General features: G+C 60.8%; 19 protein-coding genes, 1 tRNA gene and 1 pseudogene. 5 read left to right on the top strand and 16 right to left on the bottom strand.

Translation table 11 applies throughout. The features are described from left to right. Positions 1-100: 100 nt before the first annotated feature. The 5 genes from IDM28_RS01810 to IDM28_RS01790 form a co-directional block, all read right to left on the bottom strand. On the bottom strand, positions 101-817 hold the full coding sequence (locus IDM28_RS01810; RefSeq protein ID WP_103435867.1) for an ABC transporter ATP-binding protein: 717 nt from the start codon (positions 815-817) through the stop codon (positions 101-103). After that, positions 814-1689: an ATP-binding cassette domain-containing protein gene (locus tag IDM28_RS01805; protein WP_101315989.1), complete on the bottom strand. Its 876-nt coding sequence runs from the start codon at positions 1687-1689 to the stop codon at positions 814-816. Before IDM28_RS01805 ends, IDM28_RS01810 begins: the two co-directional genes overlap by 4 nt. Next, a complete protein-coding gene (livM, locus tag IDM28_RS01800; protein WP_101315987.1) occupies positions 1686-2975 on the bottom strand; it encodes a high-affinity branched-chain amino acid ABC transporter permease LivM in 1290 nt (429 codons plus the stop codon). Before livM ends, IDM28_RS01805 begins: the two co-directional genes overlap by 4 nt. A 2-nt stretch (positions 2976-2977) precedes the next feature. Next, the gene (locus tag IDM28_RS01795; RefSeq protein WP_101315985.1) at positions 2978-3892 is read right to left on the bottom strand and encodes an ABC transporter permease subunit; all 915 of its coding nucleotides are present in this window, start codon (positions 3890-3892) and stop codon (positions 2978-2980) included. A gap of 154 nt (positions 3893-4046) precedes the next feature. Next, on the bottom strand, positions 4047-5183 hold the full coding sequence (locus IDM28_RS01790; protein ID WP_101315983.1) for a branched-chain amino acid ABC transporter substrate-binding protein: 1137 nt from the start codon (positions 5181-5183) through the stop codon (positions 4047-4049). Positions 5184-5846: 663 nt separating this feature from the next. Here IDM28_RS01790 and pncB point away from each other — a divergent pair. Next, positions 5847-7052, top strand: a complete 1206-nt coding sequence (gene pncB / locus IDM28_RS01785; protein WP_150572869.1) for a nicotinate phosphoribosyltransferase — start codon at positions 5847-5849, stop codon at positions 7050-7052. Positions 7053-7055: 3 nt separating this feature from the next. Further along, positions 7056-7883 carry an ammonia-dependent NAD(+) synthetase gene (gene nadE, locus IDM28_RS01780; protein ID WP_188035235.1) on the top strand — a complete coding sequence of 276 codons (828 nt, stop codon included), beginning with the start codon at positions 7056-7058 and terminating at the stop codon, positions 7881-7883. Positions 7884-7948: 65 nt separating this feature from the next. Here nadE and azu read toward each other — a convergent pair whose 3' ends face one another. Next, positions 7949-8398: an azurin gene (gene azu, locus IDM28_RS01775; RefSeq protein WP_103435862.1), complete on the bottom strand. Its 450-nt coding sequence runs from the start codon at positions 8396-8398 to the stop codon at positions 7949-7951. A gap of 346 nt (positions 8399-8744) precedes the next feature. On the opposite strand from azu, the gene IDM28_RS01770 reads away from it, so the two are divergent. Next, entirely contained in the window at positions 8745-9332 is a 588-nt protein-coding gene (locus tag IDM28_RS01770) for a TIGR00730 family Rossman fold protein (RefSeq protein ID WP_150571559.1), read from the top strand. A 146-nt stretch (positions 9333-9478) separates the two neighbouring features. On the opposite strand, the gene IDM28_RS01765 is transcribed toward IDM28_RS01770, so the two are convergent. After that, the gene (locus IDM28_RS01765; protein WP_101315973.1) at positions 9479-11776 is read right to left on the bottom strand and encodes a YgiQ family radical SAM protein; all 2298 of its coding nucleotides are present in this window, start codon (positions 11774-11776) and stop codon (positions 9479-9481) included. A 284-nt stretch (positions 11777-12060) separates the two neighbouring features. On the opposite strand from IDM28_RS01765, the gene IDM28_RS01760 reads away from it, so the two are divergent. Then, complete coding sequence (locus tag IDM28_RS01760; RefSeq protein ID WP_188035234.1) at positions 12061-12987, top strand: RHS repeat-associated core domain-containing protein; 927 nt, start codon at positions 12061-12063, stop codon at positions 12985-12987. A 4-nt stretch (positions 12988-12991) separates the two neighbouring features. Here the strand turns inward: IDM28_RS01760 and IDM28_RS24110 are convergent. From IDM28_RS24110 to rnr, 8 genes and pseudogenes are all read right to left on the bottom strand, one after another. Further along, a pseudogene (locus IDM28_RS24110) lies at positions 12992-13155 on the bottom strand (hypothetical protein); the annotation flags it as partial. Positions 13156-13525: 370 nt separating this feature from the next. Further along, complete coding sequence (dnaB, locus tag IDM28_RS01755; RefSeq protein ID WP_101315971.1) at positions 13526-14923, bottom strand: replicative DNA helicase; 1398 nt, start codon at positions 14921-14923, stop codon at positions 13526-13528. A gap of 111 nt (positions 14924-15034) precedes the next feature. Next, a complete protein-coding gene (gene rplI / locus IDM28_RS01750) occupies positions 15035-15481 on the bottom strand; it encodes a 50S ribosomal protein L9 (protein ID WP_101315969.1) in 447 nt (148 codons plus the stop codon). 20 nt (positions 15482-15501) lie between these two features. Next, complete coding sequence (locus tag IDM28_RS01745) at positions 15502-16392, bottom strand: hypothetical protein (protein WP_150571557.1); 891 nt, start codon at positions 16390-16392, stop codon at positions 15502-15504. Between the two features lie 33 nt (positions 16393-16425). After that, a complete protein-coding gene (rpsR, locus tag IDM28_RS01740) occupies positions 16426-16656 on the bottom strand; it encodes a 30S ribosomal protein S18 (protein WP_101315965.1) in 231 nt (76 codons plus the stop codon). 28 nt (positions 16657-16684) lie between these two features. Then, a complete protein-coding gene (gene rpsF, locus IDM28_RS01735; RefSeq protein ID WP_101315962.1) occupies positions 16685-17107 on the bottom strand; it encodes a 30S ribosomal protein S6 in 423 nt (140 codons plus the stop codon). Positions 17108-17365: 258 nt separating this feature from the next. Further along, a complete protein-coding gene (gene rlmB / locus IDM28_RS01730) occupies positions 17366-18112 on the bottom strand; it encodes a 23S rRNA (guanosine(2251)-2'-O)-methyltransferase RlmB (RefSeq protein WP_101315960.1) in 747 nt (248 codons plus the stop codon). Further along, positions 18109-20763, bottom strand: coding sequence for a ribonuclease R (rnr, locus tag IDM28_RS01725; RefSeq protein WP_150572873.1), 2655 nt, complete (start codon positions 20761-20763; stop codon positions 18109-18111). Before rnr ends, rlmB begins: the two co-directional genes overlap by 4 nt. A 269-nt stretch (positions 20764-21032) precedes the next feature. Here rnr and IDM28_RS01720 point away from each other — a divergent pair. Continuing rightward, a tRNA-Leu gene (locus tag IDM28_RS01720) sits at positions 21033-21119 on the top strand. An 89-nt stretch (positions 21120-21208) separates the two neighbouring features. Here IDM28_RS01720 and IDM28_RS01715 read toward each other — a convergent pair. Further along, positions 21209-22702, bottom strand: coding sequence for a surface lipoprotein assembly modifier (locus IDM28_RS01715; RefSeq protein WP_188035233.1), 1494 nt, complete (start codon positions 22700-22702; stop codon positions 21209-21211). Positions 22703-22705 lie beyond the last annotated feature (3 nt).

Raw genomic sequence — 22705 nt, 5'->3', positions numbered from 1 at the left:
AACAAGGGCTTGGCGAGGGATTCGAAGAAGCGAAATCAACGGTGTGCGACAAGTTGTCCACATTTGCTGAAAGAAGGGGCCGCATGGCGGCCCCTGACCATCAATGGCCGCCAAGATAGGCGTTGCGCACATCCTCGTTGACCAACAGCTCCTGGCCGGTGCCGGTCATGCGGATCTCGCCGTTGACCATCACATAGGCGCGGTCCGACAGCTTCAAGGCATGGTTGGCGTTCTGCTCCACCAGAAAGATGGTCATGCCGCTCTGGGCCAGCTCGCGCAGGGTGGCAAAGATCTGCTTGACCACGATCGGCGCCAGGCCCAACGATGGCTCATCGAGCAGCAGCAGTTTGGGCCGGCTCATCAGCGCGCGGGCGATTGCCAGCATCTGCTGCTCGCCGCCAGACATGGTCATGGCCCGCTGGCTGCGGCGCTCCTTGAGCCGCGGAAACAGCTCGTACATACGCTGCATGTCTTCGCTGGCGTGCTTGTCGCCGATGGGGATGGTGCCCATCATCAGGTTCTCCTCGACGGTCATGTCGGGGAACACCCGGCGCCCTTCCGGCGATTGGGCAATGCCGTTGGAAGCGATGAAGTGCGGCGATTTGCGGGTGATGTCGGTGCCGCGATAAAGGATTTGCCCGGATGCTGCCCGTGGCTGGCCAAAGATCGACATCAGCAACGTCGACTTGCCGGCACCGTTGGCGCCGATCAGGCTGACCGTCTCGCCCTCGTTGATGTGCATCGAGACCTTTTTCAGGGCCTGGATCGGCCCGTAGAACACGTCCAGCTCCTTCAGCTCGAGAATGGGTGCACTCATACCAGTTCCTCTTCATCTGCACCCAGGTAGGCGGCGATCACCGTCGGGTTGTGGCGAATTTCCTGCGGCGCGCCTTGCGCGATCACCGTACCGTGGTCGAGCACGACGATATGGTCGGAGATGCTCATGACCATGCCCATGTCATGCTCGATCAGCACGACGGTGATGTCGTGCTCGTCGCGCAGCACGCGGATCATCCGGCTCAGTGCTTCGGTTTCCTGCGGGTTGAGGCCGGCGGCCGGTTCGTCCAGACAGATGATCTTGGGCCGGGTACACATGGCCCGGGCGATCTCCAGGCGGCGCTGCTGGCCGTACGATAATTCGCCAGCCAGGCGGTTGGCACAGTCGACCAGGTCGACCACTTCGAGCCAGTAGAAAGCGTGGTCCAGCGCATCGCTTTCAGCTTTGCGGTAGCTCTTGGTGTTGAGCACGCCGGCGAGCAGATTGCGGTTGACCCACATGTGCTGCGCCACCAGCAGGTTCTCCACCACGGACATTTCCTTGAACAGGCGAATGTTCTGGAAGGTCCGCGCCAGCCCGGCGCGGTTGACCAGGTGGGTGCCGCCGAACATCTTGTAGTACACGCGACTGGCAAAACGCGCCGGCGACACGAAGTCGCTGGGCTGGAAGCGCTCGCCCAGCAACTGGATCACGTCGGTCTGGTTACCGCGCAGGTTGAGCTGGATGCGCCCGCCGCTGGCCTTGTAAAAGCCGGTCAGGCAGTTGAACACGGTGGTCTTGCCGGCGCCGTTGGGGCCGATCAAGGCAAAGATCTGGTTGCGCCTGACCTGCAGGCTGACGTCGCTCAATGCCTTGATGCCGCCAAACTGCATCATCAGGTGTTCGACCGAGAGAATGACTTCGTCGCTCATGGCGCCACTCCTTTACGCGGGACTACCCCGGTGCGGCTGATCCGGATCAGCCCACGCGGTCGCCAGATCATCATCAGCACCATCAGTACCCCGAACAGCAGCACGCGGTATTCCGAGAAACTGCGCAGCAGCTCAGGTGCCACGGTCAACACAAAGGCCGCAATCACCACGCCAACGGTCGAGCCCATGCCGCCCAGCACCACGATGGCGAGGATCAACGCCGACTCGAAGAAAGTGAACGAGGACGGGTTGACGAAGCCTTGGTAAGTGGCAAAGAACACCCCCGCCAGGCCCGCGGTAGATGCGCCCAGGGTGAATGCCGAGAGTTTCACCAGCACGTGGTTCAGACCCATCGAGCGGCAAGCGATCTCGTCTTCGCGCAGCGCTTCCCAGGCGCGGCCAACCGGCATCCGGGTCAGCCGGTGCTTGATGTACAGCACCGCCAGCACGACCAGGAACAGCACGATGTAGATGAACAGGAATTTCACGTTGGGGTTGTAGTCCAGACCAAAGAACTCATGGAACGGCACCCCGCCGTCCTTGGCCCGGCGGCCAAACTCCAGGCCGAAGAAGGTCGGTGATGGCGCCGGCATGCCGTTCGGCCCGCCGGTGAACGACAGCCAGTTGTTCAGCACCAGGCGGATGATCTCGCCAAAGCCCAGGGTCACGATCGCCAGGTAGTCGCCGTGCATGCGCAATACCGGAAAGCCCAATATGCAGCCGGCCAGTGCCGCTGCAATGGCGGCCAGCGGCAACACCGTCCAGAAGCCCAGGCCGAGGTACTGGTAACCAAGCGCCAGGCCGTAGGCGCCGATGGCATAGAACGCCACGTAGCCAAGGTCGAGCAAGCCGGCCAGGCCGACTACGATGTTCAGGCCAAGGCCCAGCAACACGTAGATCAGGCCGAGAATCACCACCGTCAGCAGGTACTTGTTGGCGAAGATCGGGAACACGATGGCGATCACGATCAGCGCCGGAATGATGTAGCGCAGCCGCGACTTGTAGTCCGGCGCCAGCACATGCACGCCCGAGCCACCACTGTCGAAGCCCTGCAGCATGCGCTGGCCGGTGCCGCTCTGGAAGAACAGGCTGAGCACGAAGCGCCCGACCATCACCGCGCCGACCAGCCAGGCCACACGGGCGGGCTCGGCGTTGAAGGTATAGCCATCGAGCACCACGCCGACCACCGGGCCGAACACGATCAGGGCAAGCAGGCCGGCGACGATGGTCTCGATCAGGCTGCGTTTGATATCAAAACCGGAAGAAGCAGAATTGGCAGCAGACATGTTCACACCTTAGCCACGAGCGGGCGGCCCAACAGGCCTTGTGGCCGGAAGATAAGGATCAACACCAGCAGCGAGAAACTGAACACGTCCTTGTAGTCGGAGTTGATCAGGCCGGCGAAGAGTGATTCGGAGATGCCCAGGATGATCCCGCCCAACATGGCTCCAGGCAGCGAACCGATGCCGCCGAGCACCGCGGCGGTGAACGCCTTGATGCCGATGATGAAGCCGGCATAGAAGTCGAAGGTGCCGTAGTTCATGGTGATCAACACGCCAGCCAGGGCGGCCATGACCGCACCGATGACGAATACGTAGGAGATCACTCGGTCGGTGTTGATACCCAGAATCGAGGCCATCTTGCGGTCTTGCTGGGTGGCGCGGCACATCCGCCCAAGTTTGGTGTACTTGATCACATAGGTGAGCAGGGCCATGCCGGCAAAGGCAGCAATCAGAATGAAGATCTTGGTGTAGGTCAGTTGCACGAAGCCGCTACCAACCTCGACCCGCAGCGCGCCTTCGAGCAGGGTCGGCACGCCTTGCTGGCGAGCGCCCTGGCTGATCTGCGCATAGTTCTGCAGGATCAGCGAGATGCCGATAGCGCTGATCAGCGGCGCCAGGCGGGTGGAGTTACGCAGGGGTTTGTACGCGATACGTTCGATGGTGAAGCCGTACACACCGGTCACCACCACGGTGAACAGCAGCGTGCCGAGCATCAGCAGCGGGAAGGATTCGACACCGAAATAAGCCAGCAATGCCAGGCTGATTGCCGCCAGGTAGGCGGAAATCATATACACCTCGCCGTGCGCGAAGTTGATCATGCCGATGATGCCATAGACCATTGTGTAGCCGATGGCGATCAGGCCGTAGACCGACCCGAGGGTCAGGCCGTTGACCAGTTGCTGCAGGAAAATACCATCCATAACGCAATCTCGCTGAGTGAGATCGCCCCTGCGCTGGCCACAGCGGGGCTGCCGTCAGGCGGCCCGCGTGGTGCAGCACAGGTGCAGATCTACGGATAAAGACAGATACCGCCTGGGCGTCGGCCCGGGTCTGTGCCCGGGCCTTGCGCCGTTGTTATTTTTGTTTTTCCAGCTGGTGGTACTTGCCGTCTTTATCCCACTGGTAGACCACGTAGTCGGAGATCTTCAGGTCACCCTTGGCGTCCCAGGTCTTCTCGCCCATGACGGTCTGCACCGGGTTGGCCTTGAGCCACTTGGCGGCGTCTTCGCCCTTGTTCGACTTGGCGCCATTGAATGCAGCAGCCAGGGCCTGTACCGAGGCGTAGGCATACAGGGTGTAGCCTTCAGGCTCGGTGCCGTTCTTGCGGAACTGATCCACTACCGCCTTGCTGTCTGGCAGCAGACGCGGGTCGGCGCCGAAGGTCATGTACACGCCGTCGACGTATTGCGCGCCGCCTGCGGTAGTGACCAGTTCGTCGGTGACGATACCGTCATCGGACATGAATTTGACGTCTTTCAGGCCGGCTTCACGCAGCTGACGTACCAGCGGACCGGCTTCCGGGTGCAGGCCGCCGAAGTAGACGACATCTGCGCCGGCGCCACGGATCTTGGTGACCACCGCGCTGAAGTCTTTCTCGCCGCGGGTCAGGCCTTCATACAGCACCGGTTTGACGCCGCGTTTTTCCAGCTGCGCCTTGGTCGCATCGGCCAGGCCTTGGCCATAGGTGTCCTTGTCGTGCAGCACCACGACCTTCTTGCCCTTGAGCACATCAACGATGTAGTCGCCGGCAACGATGCCTTGCTGGTCGTCACGCCCGCACATGCGGAACATGGCCGACAGGCCCCGCTCGGTGACCTGCGGGTTGGTCGAGCCTGGGGTAATCGCGATGATGCCGGCCTCGTCGTACACCTCGGAGGCTGGGATGGTGTTGGACGAGCAGAAGTGCCCGACCACGCCAACCACTTTCTCCTGGTCGACCAGCTTGTTGGCTACCGCTACGGCCTGTTTCGGTTCGCAGGCGTCATCGCCGGCTACCAGTTTGATCTGCTCGCCGTTGACCCCACCGGCCTTGTTGATCGCGTCGGCCGCAGCCTGCGCACCTTTCATGTACTGCTCGCCAAACGCTGCGTTGGCCCCGGTCATTGGCCCCGCGACGCCGATCTTGATGTCGGCCTGAACATACGAAGAAACACCCAGTGCCGTTGCCACGGCCAGAGCCAGGAAGCCTTTCTTGTAAAACGTCTGCGACATGAGGTGGTGCTCCTAGAGTCTTTTTTTTGGTTGGCACTACAACGTTCTGCTTGCTGATCAGAGCAAGCGCCGTGCCACTGACTTTGCATTTCGAGCAAACACGCCTGGCTGGCCGTCTGGAGGCCGGCGCCGGGCATCGTTCATTGAGCGTGCAACCGTCTACAACGAAGCGGGCGCCACCATTCCTCCAATATAGGCGCAACCGAGCAGTGCCATCATTGCAACCAGCACCAGTGTCAACGTGCAACCTGCCGGTAACTGTCGACGTCACCGAAGTGCACACCGCTGGTGCGTGACTGCTACGGGGGCACTGTTTCAAGGCTAGTCGCTGCGCGCGAAAACGTCCGGGTTTTGGCAGTTACAGCCCCGTTGCAGGGCTGCGCGAAGCCTGCCCGCAGCAGCCGCGACACGGTAAGGTGTAGGAGCGGCCTTGTGTCGCGAAAGGGCCGCGTAGCGGCCCCAGCATTTGTGCTGCACCGCAAGATCGCCGGGCCCGCTGCGCGCGCCTTTCGCGACACAAGGCCGCTCCTACAGAGGCTCCGCGCGAGGTAAAGGTAATGCGGTCAACTGTGAGTGCCCTGTGAAGCGCAAAGGCTGGCACAATGATCGCCATTCCCGCGCGCTTGCGCCGTTTCAGCGAGCGCCGCCGACCTGGAGCTTTCAATGAGCGAGAGCGCATTCTCTGAGCGCATCGTGCACAACCTGCTCGACACCGATTTTTACAAGCTGACGATGATGCAGGCGGTGCTGCACAACTATCCCGATGCTGATGTCGAGTGGGAGTTTCGCTGCCGCAACGGCGAAGACCTGCGCCCCTATCTGGGCGAGATTCGCCGCCAGATCGAGCTGCTCAGCGAGCTGACCCTGGACGACGGCCAGCTGGCGTTTCTTGAGCGCATCAGCTTTCTCAAGCCAGACTTTCTGCGCTTTTTGCGCCTGTTCCGCTTCAACCTGCGTTATGTCCATCTGGGCATCGAAGACGATCAGCTGTGCTTGCGTCTAAAAGGCCCGTGGCTGCATGTGATCCTCTTCGAGGTGCCGCTGCTGGCGCTGATCAGCGAGGTGCGCAACCGTCACCTGCACCCGCACATGCCGCTGGCGGCTGCCCGCGATCAGCTCTACCGCAAGTTCGACTGGCTCAGGGCCAACGCCAGCGAGGACGAACTGGCCGAACTGCAGGTAGCCGACTTCGGCACCCGGCGGCGCTTCTCCAGCCGCGTTCAGGAAGAAGTCGTGCGGGTCCTGCGCGATGACTTCCCGGGGCGCTTCGTCGGCACCAGCAATGTCGATCTGGCATGGAAACTGGATATCAGACCATTGGGCACCATGGCCCATGAATGGCTGATGGCCCACCAGCAACTCGGCCCGCGCCTGATCGACAGCCAGATCGCCGCGCTCGACTGCTGGGTCCGCGAGTACCGCGGCCTGCTCGGCATCGCCTTGACCGATTGCATCACCATGGATGCCTTCCTCAATGATTTCGATCTGTACTTTGCCAAGCTGTTCGACGGCCTGCGCCACGACTCCGGCGAGCCGGTGGCCTGGGCGGAAAAGGCTATCGCCCATTACCAGCAACTGGGCATCGATCCGATGACCAAGACCCTGGTGTTCTCCGACGGTCTCGACCTGCCGCGTTCGTTGCAGATATTCCGTGCCCTGCGTGGTCGCATCAATGTCAGCTTCGGCATCGGCACCAACCTCACCTGCGACCTGCCGGGGGTAGCGCCAATGAGCATCGTGCTTAAAATGACCGACTGCAATGGCTCGCCGGTAGCGAAGATTTCCGACGAGGCCGCCAAGACGCAGTGCCGCGATGAAAACTTCGTCGCCTACCTGCGTCACGTATTCAAAGTTGCCCACAAGGAGTAACCCATGCAAGCCGTTCAGCAAGAGATCGCGCAGCAGCTCAAGGTGCAGCCGCCATTCGCCGATGCCGCCGCGCTCGAAGCCGAAATTGCCCGGCGTGTGGCCTTCATCAAGGACTGCCTGGCCAACGCCCGGCTCAAGACCCTGGTGCTGGGCATCAGTGGCGGGGTCGACTCGCTGACCGCCGCCCTGCTCGCCCAGCGCGCCGTCAACGAACTGCGCGCCAGCAGCGGCGACGACGGCTATCGCTTCATCGCCGTGCGTCTGCCGTACAACGTGCAGCACGACGAACACGACGCGCAGGCCTGCCTGGATGTGATCAAGGCCGATGAAGTGCACACCATCGACATCGCTCCCGCCGTCCTTGGGCTCAAGAGCAAGGTCGATGTGCTGCAGGACGGCGCACCGGCCATGGTCGATTTCGTGGTCGGCAACATCAAGGCGCGCATGCGCATGGTGGCCCAGTACAGCGTCGCCGGCGCCCGTGGCGGCCTGGTCATCGGCACCGACCATGCAGCCGAAGCGGTGATGGGCTTCTTCACCAAGTTCGGCGACGGCGCCTGTGATCTGGCGCCGCTCAGCGGCCTGGTGAAGAACCAGGTACGCGCCATTGCTCGTGCCTTTGGTGCGCCTGAGTCACTGGTCGAGAAAGTACCGACCGCGGACCTCGAAGACCTTGAGCCAGGCAAGCCAGATGAAGCAGCGCACGGCATCACTTACCAGCAGATCGATGGCTTCCTGCACGGTGAGCCTGTCGACCAGCATGCTTTCGATATCATCGTCAGCACCTACCGCAAGACTCAGCACAAGCGCGAGCTGCCGTTCGCGCCGTAATCGGCGGCGATAAAAAAAGCCCGACCGCGACGTTGATCGCGGCCGGGCTTTTTTTGTGGCGTGGCTTACTTGACCACGACCTTGCCTTTCATCATCGAGATGTGGCCTGGGAAGGTGCAGAAGAAGCTGTAGTCGCCGCCAGCTTCCAGCTTGGAAGTGTCGAAGGTGACCTTGGTTTCTTTCTCTGGCGCACCGATCATCGCGGTGTGAGCGATGATATTGGCGTTGTCTTCCTTCAGGTAACCCTTGTCGATGCCTTGGGTCATGCCTTCGGTGGCAATGGCCTGCATGTCGGCAGTCTTGCTGACCACCAGGTTATGGCCCATGACGTTCTTCGGCAGGTTGCCGGAGTGAGTCAGGGTCACGGTGAATTCTTTGCAGCTCTTGTCGACGGTGAATTCTTTGCTGTTGTAGGACATCTGGTCAGTCGAATCAATGGTCACCGCGCACTCGGCTGCAAACACAGAAGCGCTGGCGAGGGTCAGCAGGGATACCGCTACAGCTTTCGCAAACATCGTGAATCTCCTTGGCAGGGTTTATCAATTGCGAGTCTGCCTGAAAGCGGAACGAGCGTGCCTGATATGCATCAAGGCAGTGTTCGGCTGGCAGCCAGTAAATTTGTTCTATGGATTGTATACAACCAATCTAAGTGCACATCATGCCTGCATAACCGACGATGGGACAACCTCTCATTTAGGAGCAAACGACATGTCCCTTGGTAGCTTGATGAATAGCCTGCTCGCCGCTTACGCCCATGGCACCACTGGCGCGGCCTGCGAGTTTTCCCGTCCCGAATAAATCCGATCTTGGAAGCGACAGGCATGCGCTTTACCCTTGGACGTCTGTAAAGGGAGAGAAGCAATGCCTGTACGTTCCGTTTGTGTGTTCTGCGGCGCCAGTATCGGCGCCAACCCCGCCTACCGCGCAGCGGCCGTTGCCCTCGGCGAAGCGATTGCCCGGCGTGGCCTACGCCTGGTCTACGGCGGCGGCGCGGTCGGCCTGATGGGCGTGGTTGCCGACGCGGCGATGGCGGCCGGCGGTGAGGTGGTCGGGATCATCCCGCAGAGCCTGGTCGACGCCGAAGTCGGCCACAGTGGGCTGACCCGCTTGGAAGTGGTCGACGGCATGCACGCACGCAAAGCCCGTATGGCCGAACTCAGCGATGCCTTTATTGCCCTGCCGGGTGGCTTGGGGACGCTTGAGGAGTTGTTCGAGGTGTGGACCTGGGGGCAACTGGGCTACCACGCCAAGCCGCTGGGACTGCTCGATGTAAACGGCTTCTATACCAAGCTGGGCGGGTTCCTCGACCATATTGTCGAAGAAGGTTTTGTGCGGCCGCAGCACCGGGCGATGCTGTTGCTCGGGCAGCAGGCGGATGCGCTGCTGGACGGGATGGATGAATTCGTCGCGCCGGTGGTGCCCAAGTGGGTCGATCGCGCACCTGACTGACCGTGCATCTGGGCCCGCTTGCGCGGGCCTTTCGCGACACAAGGCCGCTCCCACAGATCCGGTGCACGCCTCGAAGGCGGCGCTGACCATGTGGGAGCGGCCTTGCGTCGCGAAAGGGCCGCAAAGCGGCCCCATCAACCTTCAGATCAACGCGGAACCGCTGGCTGACGCGGCTTCTTCTTGCCGCCGCCCTTGGCCGCTTCCTTACGCTCCTTGGCCGCCTGCTGGTTACGCGCAAACGCCTCAGCCTTGGCCTTCTCACGCTTGTCCCACGGCTTGCTGCCGTCACTGGCGCGCGGTGGCAACCCGGAGTGCTGAGTAAGGATCTTCTGTTCCTTGCCGACCTTGTGGCTGCCGCTCGGCGTGGAGTTCTTGCGCCGTGCACTCTGGTAGCCGTCGGTCTGCGGCTGATGCAGCGGGATCAACTGGTGCTTGCCCGGGCCGATCAGGTCGGCGCGGCCCATGCGCTCCAGTGCTTCACGCAGCATCGGCCAGCCTTTCGGGTCGTGGTAGCGCAAGAATGCCTTGTGCAGCCGACGCTGCTCGTCGCTCTTGACGATCTCGACGCCTTCGCTCTTGTAGGTGACCTTGCGCAGCGGGTTCTTGCCCGAGTGGTACATCGCCGTGGCCGAGGCCATTGGCGACGGGTAGAACGCTTGCACCTGGTCGGCACGGAAGCCGTTGCCCTTGAGCCACAGGGCGAGGTTCATCATGTCCTCGTCGGTGGTGCCCGGGTGCGCGGCGATGAAGTACGGGATCAGGTACTGCTCTTTGCCCGCTTCTTTCGAGTACTTCTCGAACATGCGCTTGAAGCGATCGTAGCTGCCGATACCCGGCTTCATCATCTTGTCCAGCGGGCCACGCTCGGTGTGCTCCGGGGCAATCTTCAGGTAACCGCCGACGTGGTGGGTGACCAGTTCCTTGACGTACTCCGGCGACTCGACCGCGAGGTCGTAGCGCAGGCCCGAAGCGATCAGGATCTTCTTTACCCCCGGCAAGGCACGGGCCTTGCGGTACAGCTCGATCAGCGAAGTGTGGTCGGTGTTGAGGTTCTCGCAGATGCCCGGGAACACGCACGACGGCTTGCGGCAGTGCTTCTCGATCTCGGTGCTTTTGCAGGCGATGCGGTACATGTTGGCGGTCGGCCCGCCAAGGTCGGAGACCACGCCGGTGAAGCCCGGCACCTTGTCGCGCATCTCCTCGATCTCGTTGAGGATCGACTCGTGCGAGCGGTTCTGGATGATGCGGCCTTCATGCTCGGTGATCGAGCAGAAGGTGCAGCCGCCAAAGCAGCCACGCATGATGTTCACCGAGAAGCGAATCATCTCGTAGGCCGGGATGCGCTCCTTGCCGTAGGCCGGGTGCGGCACACGGGCATACGGCATGCCGAACACGTAGTCCATTTCTTCGGTGGTCATCGGAATCGGCGGCTGGTTGAACCAGACGTCGACGTCGCCGTGCTTCTGCACCAGCGCACGGGCGTTGCCCGGGTTGGTTTCAAGGTGCAGAACGCGGTTGGCATGGGCGTACAGCACCGGGTCATTGCGGACCTTCTCGAACGAGGGCAGACGCAGCACGGTCTTGTCGCGGGTCATGCCCGGGCTGTCGAGGATCTGCACCACCTTGGCTTCGTTCGGATCTTCGACCTCGCCCTTGGCTTGCTCGATGGCGCAGGCCTGGGTGTCTTGAGTATTCACGTACGGGTTGATGATCTTGTCGACCTTGCCCGGACGGTCGATGCGCGTCGAGTCGATTTCGAACCAGCCGGCCGGGGTGTCGCGGCGTACGAAGGCGGTGCCGCGCACGTCAGTGATCTGCTCGATGGTTTCGCCGTTGGACAGGCGCTGCGCGACTTCAACTACCGCACGCTCGGCGTTGCCGAACAGGAGGATGTCGGCGCAGGCGTCGATCAGGATCGAATGGCGGACCTTGTCCTGCCAGTAATCGTAGTGGGCGATGCGGCGCAGCGAAGCCTCGATGCCGCCGAGCACGATCGGCACATGCTTGTAGGCTTCCTTGCAGCGCTGGCTGTACACCAGGCTGGCACGGTCAGGGCGCTTGCCGGCCAGACCACCAGGGGTGTAGGCATCGTCGGAGCGCATCTTCTTGTCAGCGGTGTAGCGGTTGATCATCGAGTCCATGTTGCCGGCCGCGACGCCGAAGAACAGGTTCGGCTCGCCAAGCTTCATGAAGTCGTCTTTGGACTGCCAGTTCGGCTGGGCAATGATGCCGACCCGGAAGCCCTGGGCTTCGAGCAGGCGGCCGATGATGGCCATGCCAAACGACGGATGGTCGACGTAGGCATCACCGGTCACGATGATGATGTCGCAGGAATCCCAGCCGAGCTGATCCATCTCCTCCCTGCTCATCGGCAGGAAAGGCGCTGGCCCGAAGCATTCGGCCCAGTACTTGGGATAGTCGTAAAGTGGTTTGGCTGCGTGCATGTCAGTGACCGGTTCTTGGTGTGCAGGGAAATCGCGGGCGCGGAATATAGCACAAATTTTGATCACATCCGACGGTAATGGTCGGATTTTGCCTGAAGGCATTGGGCGCACGGCCGCATCAGCGACCCTTCAGAATCATCGCAATCCTCTAAACGCCAAGCTGACCTCAGTAAACGGCATGGGGCACGCCTGAAGCGAGCGGGCCTTACTATAAATTCTGACAGTGTTGGAGACCCTCACTGGGGGGTAGGCTGCCGGAGAAGGCCATCATCGAAGCTAGCAGAATGAAGAAATTTTTTTACCACCAACGAAGAGTCAGCACGTTGCTACAGCAGGGCGGACGGACGCGCTTGCTTGCGAGCCCTGCAGGCATCATGGCTGTATGCGAGGAGCTCGACTGCCATCTGGTTGCCAGCGAGGCAAACGAGTCCCCCACCTCACTCATATCACCGCAAGAGCGTGATGCCGTTGTTTTCAGTGCCTACGGGTCAAGCCCAGAGAAAAAACTCACGGTCGGCTTCAAGGGAGAGCTTCAAGATTCGACAACCCGTTACTATCTACTTGGAAACGGCTATCGTGCTTACAATCCTGTCTTGATGCGGTTCAATAGCCCTGATCGCGAGAGCCCCTTCGCGAGAGGAGGTATCAATACCTACACGTTTGTACTCAACGACCCTATTAATGGCAGAGACCCTTCCGGGCGCTTTGGTGAGTTCTTCAGCTCAATGCTCAGTCGCGTTTTCACGAAAAAGACTTACAGGGGCCCCATTGTTGCGGAGTTTGAGGGAGTTATCGTATTCACCGCACCCCCGCGTCAAGATGGCCGTTTGCCAACCCTCTATATCACTTCTCACGGCAGCGCGGGCTATATAGGCGGTAGTAACGTCGCGATCCACGATGGCTTGAGTCTTTACAAAAGGCTGATCGCAAATAAAGTCGACATGACCGGGCGGCAAACCCATTTCCTATCGTGTGACTCAAGCCTGCCTAACTCCCGGACAGGTAGATCCATGACGCAGGACATGAGTAGCATGACCGGCGCACAGTCCTCGGGATACGCGACCACAGTCTCCCTGGTCGAAACGAGACTAGGAAACGAATATCAGGTGCAGAAGCTCCGTGTTATGCCATTCCATGGAATGACATCGACGAAAACCAGGTCAGGGGGCATTCGAGATCCTCAGCGGCACCTTGACGAAGATTACGTCTAGTTGTAATCCGGCGCACCGACGCCTTAATGCCACCGAGGACAATCGACGCGTGCTTGTAGGCTTCCTTCAGCGCTGGCTGTAGACCAGGCTGGCGCGGTGAGGACGGTTAGAGTTCATGTTGCCTGCAGCGACACCGAAGAACAGGTTCGGCTCGCCGAGCTTTATGAAGTGACCGGTTCTTGGTGTGCAGGGAAATCGCGGGCGCGGAAAATAGCACAAATTTTGATCACATCCGACGGTAATGGTCGGATTTTGCCTGAGCGCATCCGGCACAGAGACGATGGGAGAATCCGCCATCAGCGTGCGAAGTCACGAAGAGGACAATGGTTTTCATCAGCATCTGATCAAACCTATGGGCACAGCGGCTACGTTTACCCGACTTTGCTTGCGCCTCTTCGGCAAAAGGCGCTCCGAACGACGCGCCGGCCAGCCTCAGCCTCTATCCATGCAGTTTGAACCTATCGGTAGCTGACCTACATTCCTTCAAACCAAGAGGCTCGGCAGCGCCATACCAAGCGACTTTGAGCGAACGACACAATCATTCGTCGTCGTCGAAGTTATACGCACCCGGCGCCAGGTTTTCGAAGCGGGTGTACTTGCCGATGAACGCCAGGCGGACAAACCCGATCGGGCCATTACGCTGCTTGCCGATGATGATCTCGGCGACGCCCTTGTGCTCGGTCTCGGGGTGATAGACCTCATCCCGGTAGACAAACATGATCACGTCGGCGTCCTGCTCGATTGCACCGGATTCACGCAAGTCGGAGTTGACCGGGCGCTTGTTCGGGCGCTGTTCCAGCGAGCGGTTCAACTGCGACAGGGCAATGACCGGGCAGTTGAATTCCTTGGCCAGGGCTTTCAACGAGCGGGAAATCTCCGAAATCTCGTTGGTACGGTTGTCACCACTGGAGCCCGGGATCTGCATCAGCTGCAGGTAGTCGACCATGATCATGCCGATCTCGCCGTGTTCGCGGGCCAGGCGGCGGGTCCGCGCGCGCATCTCCGAAGGGCTGATGCCGGCGGTATCGTCGATGAACAGCTTGCGGTCGTTGAGCAGGTTGACCGCCGAGGTCAACCGCGGCCAGTCGTCATCATCAAGCTGACCGGAACGCACCTTGGTCTGGTCGATGCGACCCAGCGACGAGAGCATCCGCATGATCAGCGATTCGCCTGGCATCTCGAGGGAGAACACCAGCACCGCCTTGTCGCTGCGCAGCACGGCGTTTTCCACCAGGTTCATGGCGAAGGTGGTTTTACCCATCGACGGACGGCCGGCAACGATGATCAGGTCGGCCGCCTGCAGGCCGCTGGTCTTGCCGTCCAGGTCGGTATAGCCGGTGGAGATACCGGTGATGTCGCTGTCGGAGTTGAACAGCGTGTCGATGCGGTCGATGGCCTTGGCCAGCAGGTCGTTGACCCCGACCGGGCCGCCGGTCTTGGGCCGCGCCTCGGCGATCTGGAAGATCTGCCGCTCGGCATCGTCAAGAATCTCGGCGGCGTTGCGCCCTTGCGGGTTGAAGGCGTTGTCGGCGATATCGGTGCTGATGCTGATCAGCTGGCGCAGCGTGGCGCGCTCACGAATGATCGCCGCATAAGCCTTGATGTTGGCAACCGACGGGGTGTTCTTGGCCAGCTCGGCCAGATACGCCAGGCCGCCGACCTGGCTCGACTGGCCTTCGCGGTCGAGCTGTTCGTGCAGGGTGACCACGTCGAACGGCTGGTTGAGATCAACCAGCTTGTGGATGGCACGGAAGATCAGGCGGTGGTCATGCCGGTAGAAGTCGCCATCCGAGACCTGATCCAGCACCCGCTCCCAGGCTTCGTTGTCCAGCATCAGACCACCGAGCACGGCCTGTTCGGCCTCGATGGAATGGGGCGGCACTTTCAGCGCGGCGGTTTGCAGGTCGAGCTGTTCTGGATGGGTGATCTCGTTCATGGCCACAATAGAATTCTGGGTGATGAGAAAAACAAAGGGCACGGCCTGCAAAGCAGAGCCGCGCCCAATGTTAACCGGCTAGCCCACAGGGAGCCAGCCGAGTGCTACAGCTTAGGCTGCAACGACAACCACGCGAACGGTGGCTTCAACGTCGCTGTGCAGGTGCACGGCTACGTCGTATTCGCCAACGTTACGGATGGTGCCGTTCGGCAGACGAACTTCAGCTTTAGCCACTTCAACGCCGGAGGCAGTCAGGGCATCAGCGATGTCGTGGGTGCCGATCGAACCGAACAGCTTGCCTTCGTCGCCAGCGGTGGCAGTGATAGTCACTTCCAGCTCGGCCAGTTGGGCAGCACGGCTTTCAGCCGAAGATTTCTTGTCAGCTGCAGCTTTTTCAAGCTCGGCGCGACGTTCTTCGAACGCAGCGACGTTGGCGGCATTGGCAACAGTGGCCTTGCCGAACGGCAGCAGGAAGTTACGGCCGTAACCGGCTTTAACTTTAACTTTGTCGCCCAGGTTGCCCAGGTTAGCGACTTTTTCCAGCAGGATCAGTTCCATTTGGTAAAACCTCTTAACTTTTAACCTTCACCGTTCGCGGAATCGTCACCCTGAGGCGACTTGCGACCGCGAAAATCAACCAGGCTATCGACAATGGCCAGGACCACGAGCAGCGGATAAGTCAGCTGCATGAACAGCACCAGCGTCACGTACAACCCGACCAGCCAGAATCTGCCCAGACGTTTCTGTGCCACCAACCCGTGCAGCAGGGCAAGCCCGGCAAACATGAGCGGTACGCTGCAAAGCGGCGTGAGCAGCGCCAGGGCAGAACCGAGGTTCGGACCCAACACCATGCACCCCAGCAATACCAGCGTTGGCACCAAGGGAATCCGTACCGCTTGAAACTCGCGGCCGAAACCTCCCGGGTTGTACAACGAGGCCTGCCAGTAGCGCCCCAACATCAGGGACAACACACTGACAACCTGCAGCAAAGCCGCAATCAGGCCATTGAGCACCGGTACGACAAGACTCCCAAGGCGTGCCTGCTCCTCTACCGATAACTGCTGGTAGAGACCGTCGAGCATCTGCGGCAGGGCTTTTTCAAGCGCTCGCGCCAGAGCTTCAATCGGTTCACGGAACACCGAACTGAGAATCAGGCCATACAACAGGCCCAGTGCAATGCTGGACAACAGCACCCGGTTCCAGGAATGCCCGGCGCGCAACAGCGCAGCCAACCCCAGCGTACCCAGCAACACCATCAAGGTGCGCGGCTCGCCGAAGACCCACCAGACCAACGCCGGCAAAATGCCCCAGACGATGACCGAGGAAGCGTCCTTGAAACCGCGCCGCAGGAACACCAGGCTCCCAGCGGCGGCACACAACCAGAACAACAGCGGCAATGCCGCACAACCGGCCACTACTACAGCGGCCTGCACGCGACCGCGCATGATGAAATCAGCCAACGCTCGCATGCTTATCCCTTGCTACTTGTCGAAAGCCAGGCCTCAGCGGCCGTGGCTGTCGGTGTAGGCAAGCAGGGCCAGGAAGCGGGCGCGCTTGATAGCGGTAGCCAGCTGACGCTGATAACGAGCTTTGGTACCGGTGATACGGCTTGGAACGATCTTGCCGGTTTCGGATACGTAAGCTTTCAGGGTGTTGAGATCTTTGAAGTCGATCTCTTTCACGTCTTCAGCAGTGAAGCGGCAGAATTTACGACGACGGAAGAAACGTGCCATGTAATAGGCTCCTCAAAAGGTCCGTGGATTACTCGTCAGCGCTATCGCTGGCGTCGCTGTCATTGCTGTCGTCGCCATCGGCGCCATCAGCTTCAGGACGTTCACGACGCTCACGGCGCTCGCTGCGGTTCTCTTCGGCCTTGAGCATCTCGGACGGGCCAGTAACGGCTTCGTCGCGACGGATGACCAGGTTACGGATCACGGCATCGTTGTAACGGAAGTTGTCTTCCAGCTCGGCCAGGGCCTTGCCAGTGCACTCAACGTTCAGCATCACGTAGTGAGCCTTGTGAACATTGTTGATTGCGTAGGCCAGTTGACGACGGCCCCAATCTTCCAGACGGTGGATTTTGCCACCATCTTCTTCGATCAGCTTGGTGTAACGCTCAACCATGCCGCCGACTTGCTCGCTCTGATCCGGGTGGACCAGAAAGATGATTTCGTAATGACGCATGAATGCTCCTTACGGGTTAGAAGCCTGCCAGGGAATCTGGTCAGACAAGGAGTGAATGACACTGTATGACTTGCCTTGTGCAGAAGGCACATGCGCGCCTGCCTGCTGGGCAAGGGGCGCAATTGTAGAGAAGGCGGGACGCACAAGCAAGGTGATTGGCGATTATTTGAACAGCGGTAGGGATCTGCCCAAATCGCCAGGGTGCAGACTGATCCCGGCGGGCAAATAGCTACGCCGGGATCGCTGCAGACGACTGGATCAGCGCTTCAGTTGGCGCTGACGTACGGCTTCGAACAGGCACACACCGGTAGCCACCGACACGTTCAGGCTGCTGACGCTGCCAGCCATCGGCAGCTTCACGAGGAAGTCGCAATGATCACGGGTCAGACGACGCATGCCCTTGCCTTCAGCACCCATGACCACCACCAGCGGACCGGTCAGGTCCTGCTGGTAGATCTCCTTGTCGGCTTCGCCGGCAGTGCCGACCACCCACAGGCCGCGCTGCTGGAGCTTCTCCAGGGTACGCGCCAGGTTGGTCACGGCGACCAGCGGGATCACCTCGGCAGCGCCGCAAGCAACCTTGCGCACAGCCGGAGTCAGGGTCGCCGACTTGTCCTTGGGCACCACCACTGCGGTGGCACCGGCAGCATCGGCGGTGCGCAGGCACGCGCCGAGGTTGTGCGGGTCGGTAACGCCATCGAGCACGAGAATCAGCGGCGGGGTTTCGGTGCGCTCGAGCAACTCCTCGAGCATCAACTCGCCCCACACCTGCGCCGGGCTGACTTCAGCCACCACGCCCTGATGCACGCCTTCAACCCAGGCGTCCATCTCGCGACGCTCGGCCTGGCCGACCGCTACGCGGTTTTCTGCGGCCAGAGCCAGCAGGGTTTGCAGACGCGGCTCACTGCGCCCTTCCGACAACCAGATCTGCTTGACCCGCTTGGGATGGTGCTGCAGCAGCGCCTGCACGGCGTGCACGCCGTAGATTTTTTCCAACTGACTCATGACTTGTTCTTGCTCTTGCGTGGCGCGCCGGACTTGGACGGCCCTTTACGGTGTTTGCTTGGCTTGTCGCTGGCGGGCTTGCTCGAACTTTTGCCGGACTTGCTTGCCGTCGGCGCATTGCGGGCTTCGCCCATCAGCGCCTTTTTCACTTCACGGCTCTTGCGTACTTCGGCGTTGCGCTGCACGGCATCGCTCGGGAAGTAGGCATCCGAACTTTCATTCTTGCGCCGACGCGGTGCTGGCTCGGCCTTGGCTTCTGGCTTGGCTTGCGACGTGGCCTCGCGCTTGCTGTCCTGCTTCACGTCACGCTTGCCCGTGCCAGCACCTTTGCCTGCCGGCGCGGACTTGCCCGCCGGAGCCGTCTCGGCGGCGCCACGTTGCTTGCGGCCAACCGGCGCATTGACGGTGGCTTCGGACATTTCGAAGTCGATCTTGCGCTCGTCGAGATCGACCCGCATGACCTTGACTTCAACCGTGTCGCCCAGGCGGAAGCTGCGACCGGTGCGTTCGCCCGACAGGCGATGATGCACGGCGTCGTAGTGGTAGTAGTCGCCCGGCAGCGCGCTGACGTGGACCAGACCTTCGACGTAAATGTCGGTCAGTTCGATGAACAAACCAAAACCGGTCACAGCGGTGATCACGCCCGGGAAGACTTCGCCCACGCGGTCTTTCATGTACTCGCACTTGAGCCAGTTGACCACGTCGCGGGTGGCCTCGTCGGCGCGCCGCTCGGTCATCGAGCACTGCTCGCCCATCTGTTCCAGGGTGGCAACGTCGTACGGGTAGATGCGCGCTTTGGGGATTGCCACGGCGCCGGCACGCTTGACGTGCGGGGTGTCGATCTTGGAGCGGATCACGCTGCGAATGGCACGGTGCACCAGCAGGTCCGGGTAACGCCGGATCGGCGAAGTGAAGTGGGTGTACGCTTCGTAGTTCAGACCAAAGTGGCCATTGTTGTCGGTGCTGTACACCGCCTGGCTCAACGAGCGCAGCATCACCGTCTGGATCAGGTGGAAGTCCGGACGCCCGGAAATGCTCGCCAGCAGGGCCTGATAGTCCTTCGGCGAAGGCTCCTTGCCCTTGTGCAGCGACAAACCCAGCTCGCCGAGGAAGGCGCGCAGTTTTTCCAGACGTTCCGGTGGCGGGCCGTCGTGCACACGGTACAACGACGGCACTTCGTGCTTCTGCATGAACGCAGCGGTGGCGACGTTGGCCGCGAGCATGCATTCTTCGATCAGCTTGTGCGCTTCGTTACGCACAGTCGGGCGAATTTCTTCGATCTTGCGGTTATCACCGAAGATGATCCGGGTTTCCTGGGTCTCGAAGTCGATCGCGCCACGGGTATGGCGCGCCGCCAGCAGGACCTTGTACAGGGCGTGCAGGTTCTTCAGGTGCGGCACGACTTCGCTGTACTCATCGCGCAGGGCCTTGCCTTCACGGGTACGCGAGTGCTCGAGCATGCTGCTGACCTTGTTGTAGGTCAGCCGTGCATGGGAGTGGATCACCGCCTCGCAGAACTGGTAGTCGACCATCTGCCCGGACTTGTTGATGGTCATTTCACAGACCATGGCCAGGCGATCGACGTGCGGATTCAACGAGCACAGGCCGTTGGACAGCTCCTCGGGCAGCATCGGGATCACCCGCTCAGGGAAATACACCGAGTTGCCGCGTTGCTGCGCTTCGATATCCAGGGCCGAGCCCAGGCGCACGTAGCTGGACACGTCGGCAATCGCCACGTACAGGCGCCAGCCGCCGGAGAACAGTCGCAGCTTGCCTTGCGGCTCGCAATAGACGGCGTCATCGAAGTCACGGGCGTCTTCGCCGTCGATAGTGACGAACGGCAGGTGACGCAGGTCGATGCGGCGTTCCTTGTCCTTTTCTTCGACTTCGGAGCGGAACTTGCGCGCTTCCTTGACCACTTCCTGCGGCCACACGTGCGGGATGTCGTAGCTACGCAGGGCAACGTCGATTTCCATGCCCGGCGCCATGTAGTTGCCGATCACCTCGACCACATCACCCTGCGGCTGGAACCGCGGCGTTGGCCAGTGGGTGATTTTGATTTCGACGAACTGGCCGATCTTGGCGCCACCGTTACGCCCGGCAGTGACCAGCACTTCCTGCTGGATCTTCGGGTTGTCCGGGGTTACGTAGCCGATGCCGCCTTCTTCGAAGTAACGGCCAACCACGCTCTCATGGGCGCGGGAGATGATCTCGACCAGCACACCTTCGCGGCGACCACGACGGTCAGTACCGGAAACCCGTGCCAGGGCACGGTCACCGTCGAACGCCAGACGCATCTGCGACGGGCTGAGGAACAGGTCAGCGCTGCCATCATCCGGGATGAGGAAGCCGAAACCATCGCGGTGGCCAGACACGCGGCCGCAGATCAGGTCCAGTTTGTCTACCGGGGCATAGGTGCCACGCCGGGTATAGATCAGCTGACCGTCACGTTCCATGGCGCGCAGGCGGCGGCGCAGGGCTTCGATCTGGTCTTCTTCGAGCAGGCCGAACTCTGCGGCCAGCTCCTCGCGCGCGGCTGGCTCGCCACGATCGGCAAGGCGCTGCAGGATCAGCTCACGGCTGGGAATAGGGTTGTCGTATTTATCCGCTTCGCGAGCGGCCTCTGGATCGAGGGATTGCCAATCGGCCATCAGGAGGGGTTCACCTTGGTATATATAGAGTAGAAGTTTGGCATAGGCCTATTGAAACCGGAAATGTCGTCGTTGGACAGCCCCCGTCTGACAGTCTTGTTGGCGAGGGAAGCTCAACAGAATCAACGTGTTGAGTTTTTTACTTTTTTTTTGATACGAGGGCTTTACAGCCCCCAATGGCGTCCGTATAGTGCGCACCACAACGACGGACACCGCCGTTGTAGTTGAGATAAGCGATGTTGTAAAGCATCCTCTAATCTTGACAGTGTGCCCAGGTGGCGGAATTGGTAGACGCGCTGGTTTCAGGTATCAGTGACCGCAAGGTCGTGGAAGTTCGAGTCTTCTCCTGGGCACCAAATTAAAAACCCACTAGCTTGCTAGTGGGTTTTTTCTTGCCTGCGATTTTTCATGCCCCGCCTTCACTGGCCGGAGCAGCCCTCCCCGCTCAAAAACTCTTCTCGAATTTCAGCGCCACCTCGCTCTGGCGATACGCGTAGGCCCAGTCGATGCTGCTGTCAGTCACCGTACGTTTGGCATACAGGCTCGGCACTACGCCGGCGAACGCCAGCCGCGGCACGCTGAGGGTGGCGATGTAGATCTGCTGGCGATCCTTGCGCAAGCCGCCGAGAAACGCATCCGGCTGGTCATAACGGGTCTTGCGATAGAGCCCGACGACGCTCAGGTTCACGCCGGCATCAAAGCTGTGATAAGCGCCGAGGCTGGCCAGGTACTCGCGGTTGCTGGCGCTGGCGGCATCCTGGCTGCGCCGGGTATAGGTCACTCCGGTAAATACCAGGGTCCGTGGATCGAGCATGTACGACAGCGAAGTACCGACCTGCCGCTCGTCGTAGTCATCGAAATAATCGCGTTGCTCACCCTGAAAGCGAAAGTACTTGTTCTGCAGCTGCAGGCTGAGCTGCAGACGGTTGCTCAGGTTGTGCTTCCATTCGCCGCGTACGCCGCTGGCCTGGTACTTGGTGTGGTGGTCGCTGTAGTAGTTTTCGAACAACGGCGTCAGCGACACATCGTTGAGCGCGCTCTGAAAGTTGTAGCCGGCGTAGAGCACGCTGGTGTTGTCGTCGTACCAGGTCTGGTTCTGCTGCGTTTCGCTATGTTTGTCATAGCTGTTGCCATAGCTCAGCCCGCGCACCAGCAGGTGGTGGTTACCAGCCAGCTGAAAGCGTCGCTCGGCAGCCACGTCATAGACCGTGCTGGCTGACTTGATCGGCTTGGGCATCTGCCGCGAGTAATCAAAGCACTCGAAGAAAATCGTGCACACCTGGGTGGTGGTGAGCATGCCATTGCCCTGGTTGATATTGCTGTTGTAGCCAAACCCCAGCGATGCCGAGCCGTGCCACTCGCGTCGGCTGTCGATGGCGCTGCGGTACTGACCAAGCACTTCGAGCACCGCCTCGGGCACTTCAGCACTGGCGACCTCAGCGAACAACGCTTCGGCTTCAGCGGTCTGGTTGTCTTCGAACAGCGTACGCGCCAGCTCCAGACGGGCACGGACGAAGCCGGACTGCAGTTGATCGGCGCGGCGGAGTTGAGCGATCGCCTGTTTGTACCTGCGCGCCTGGCGATCGATCAGGCCTTCGGCCATTTCCACCAATGCCTGTTCGTGCCCGGGCAGTTGCCGATAGCGCTCGACAAACTGGCGCACCTTGCTCCACTGCTGCAGGTTGATCGACACATAGATAGCCGGGCCGAGGTCTGCGAGGCTGTTCTGCACGTTGTACGTCTGCCCCTCGATGGTGATCAGCGAAGCGTCGTTCTCGGCCGGGTCCGGTGCGCCCAGGTTGGCCCGCTCCCGCGCCTCGGCGCGGCGGTCAATCTTGTTCAGCAACAGACGTGTGTCGTCATCGTCGGCCAGCAGTACGGGGGAGAACAAGGTCGAGAGACACAGCAGGGCGACGTGCACCCGCATGGACGGCAGCATGGT

It is taken from the genome of Pseudomonas sp. EZ-C24 (assembly GCF_014525325.1).
GTDB lineage: Bacteria > Pseudomonadota > Gammaproteobacteria > Pseudomonadales > Pseudomonadaceae > Aquipseudomonas > Aquipseudomonas shirazensis.
The sequence above is the reverse complement of the archived record's forward strand: the minus strand, read 5'-3'. Positions and strand labels throughout refer to the sequence as shown.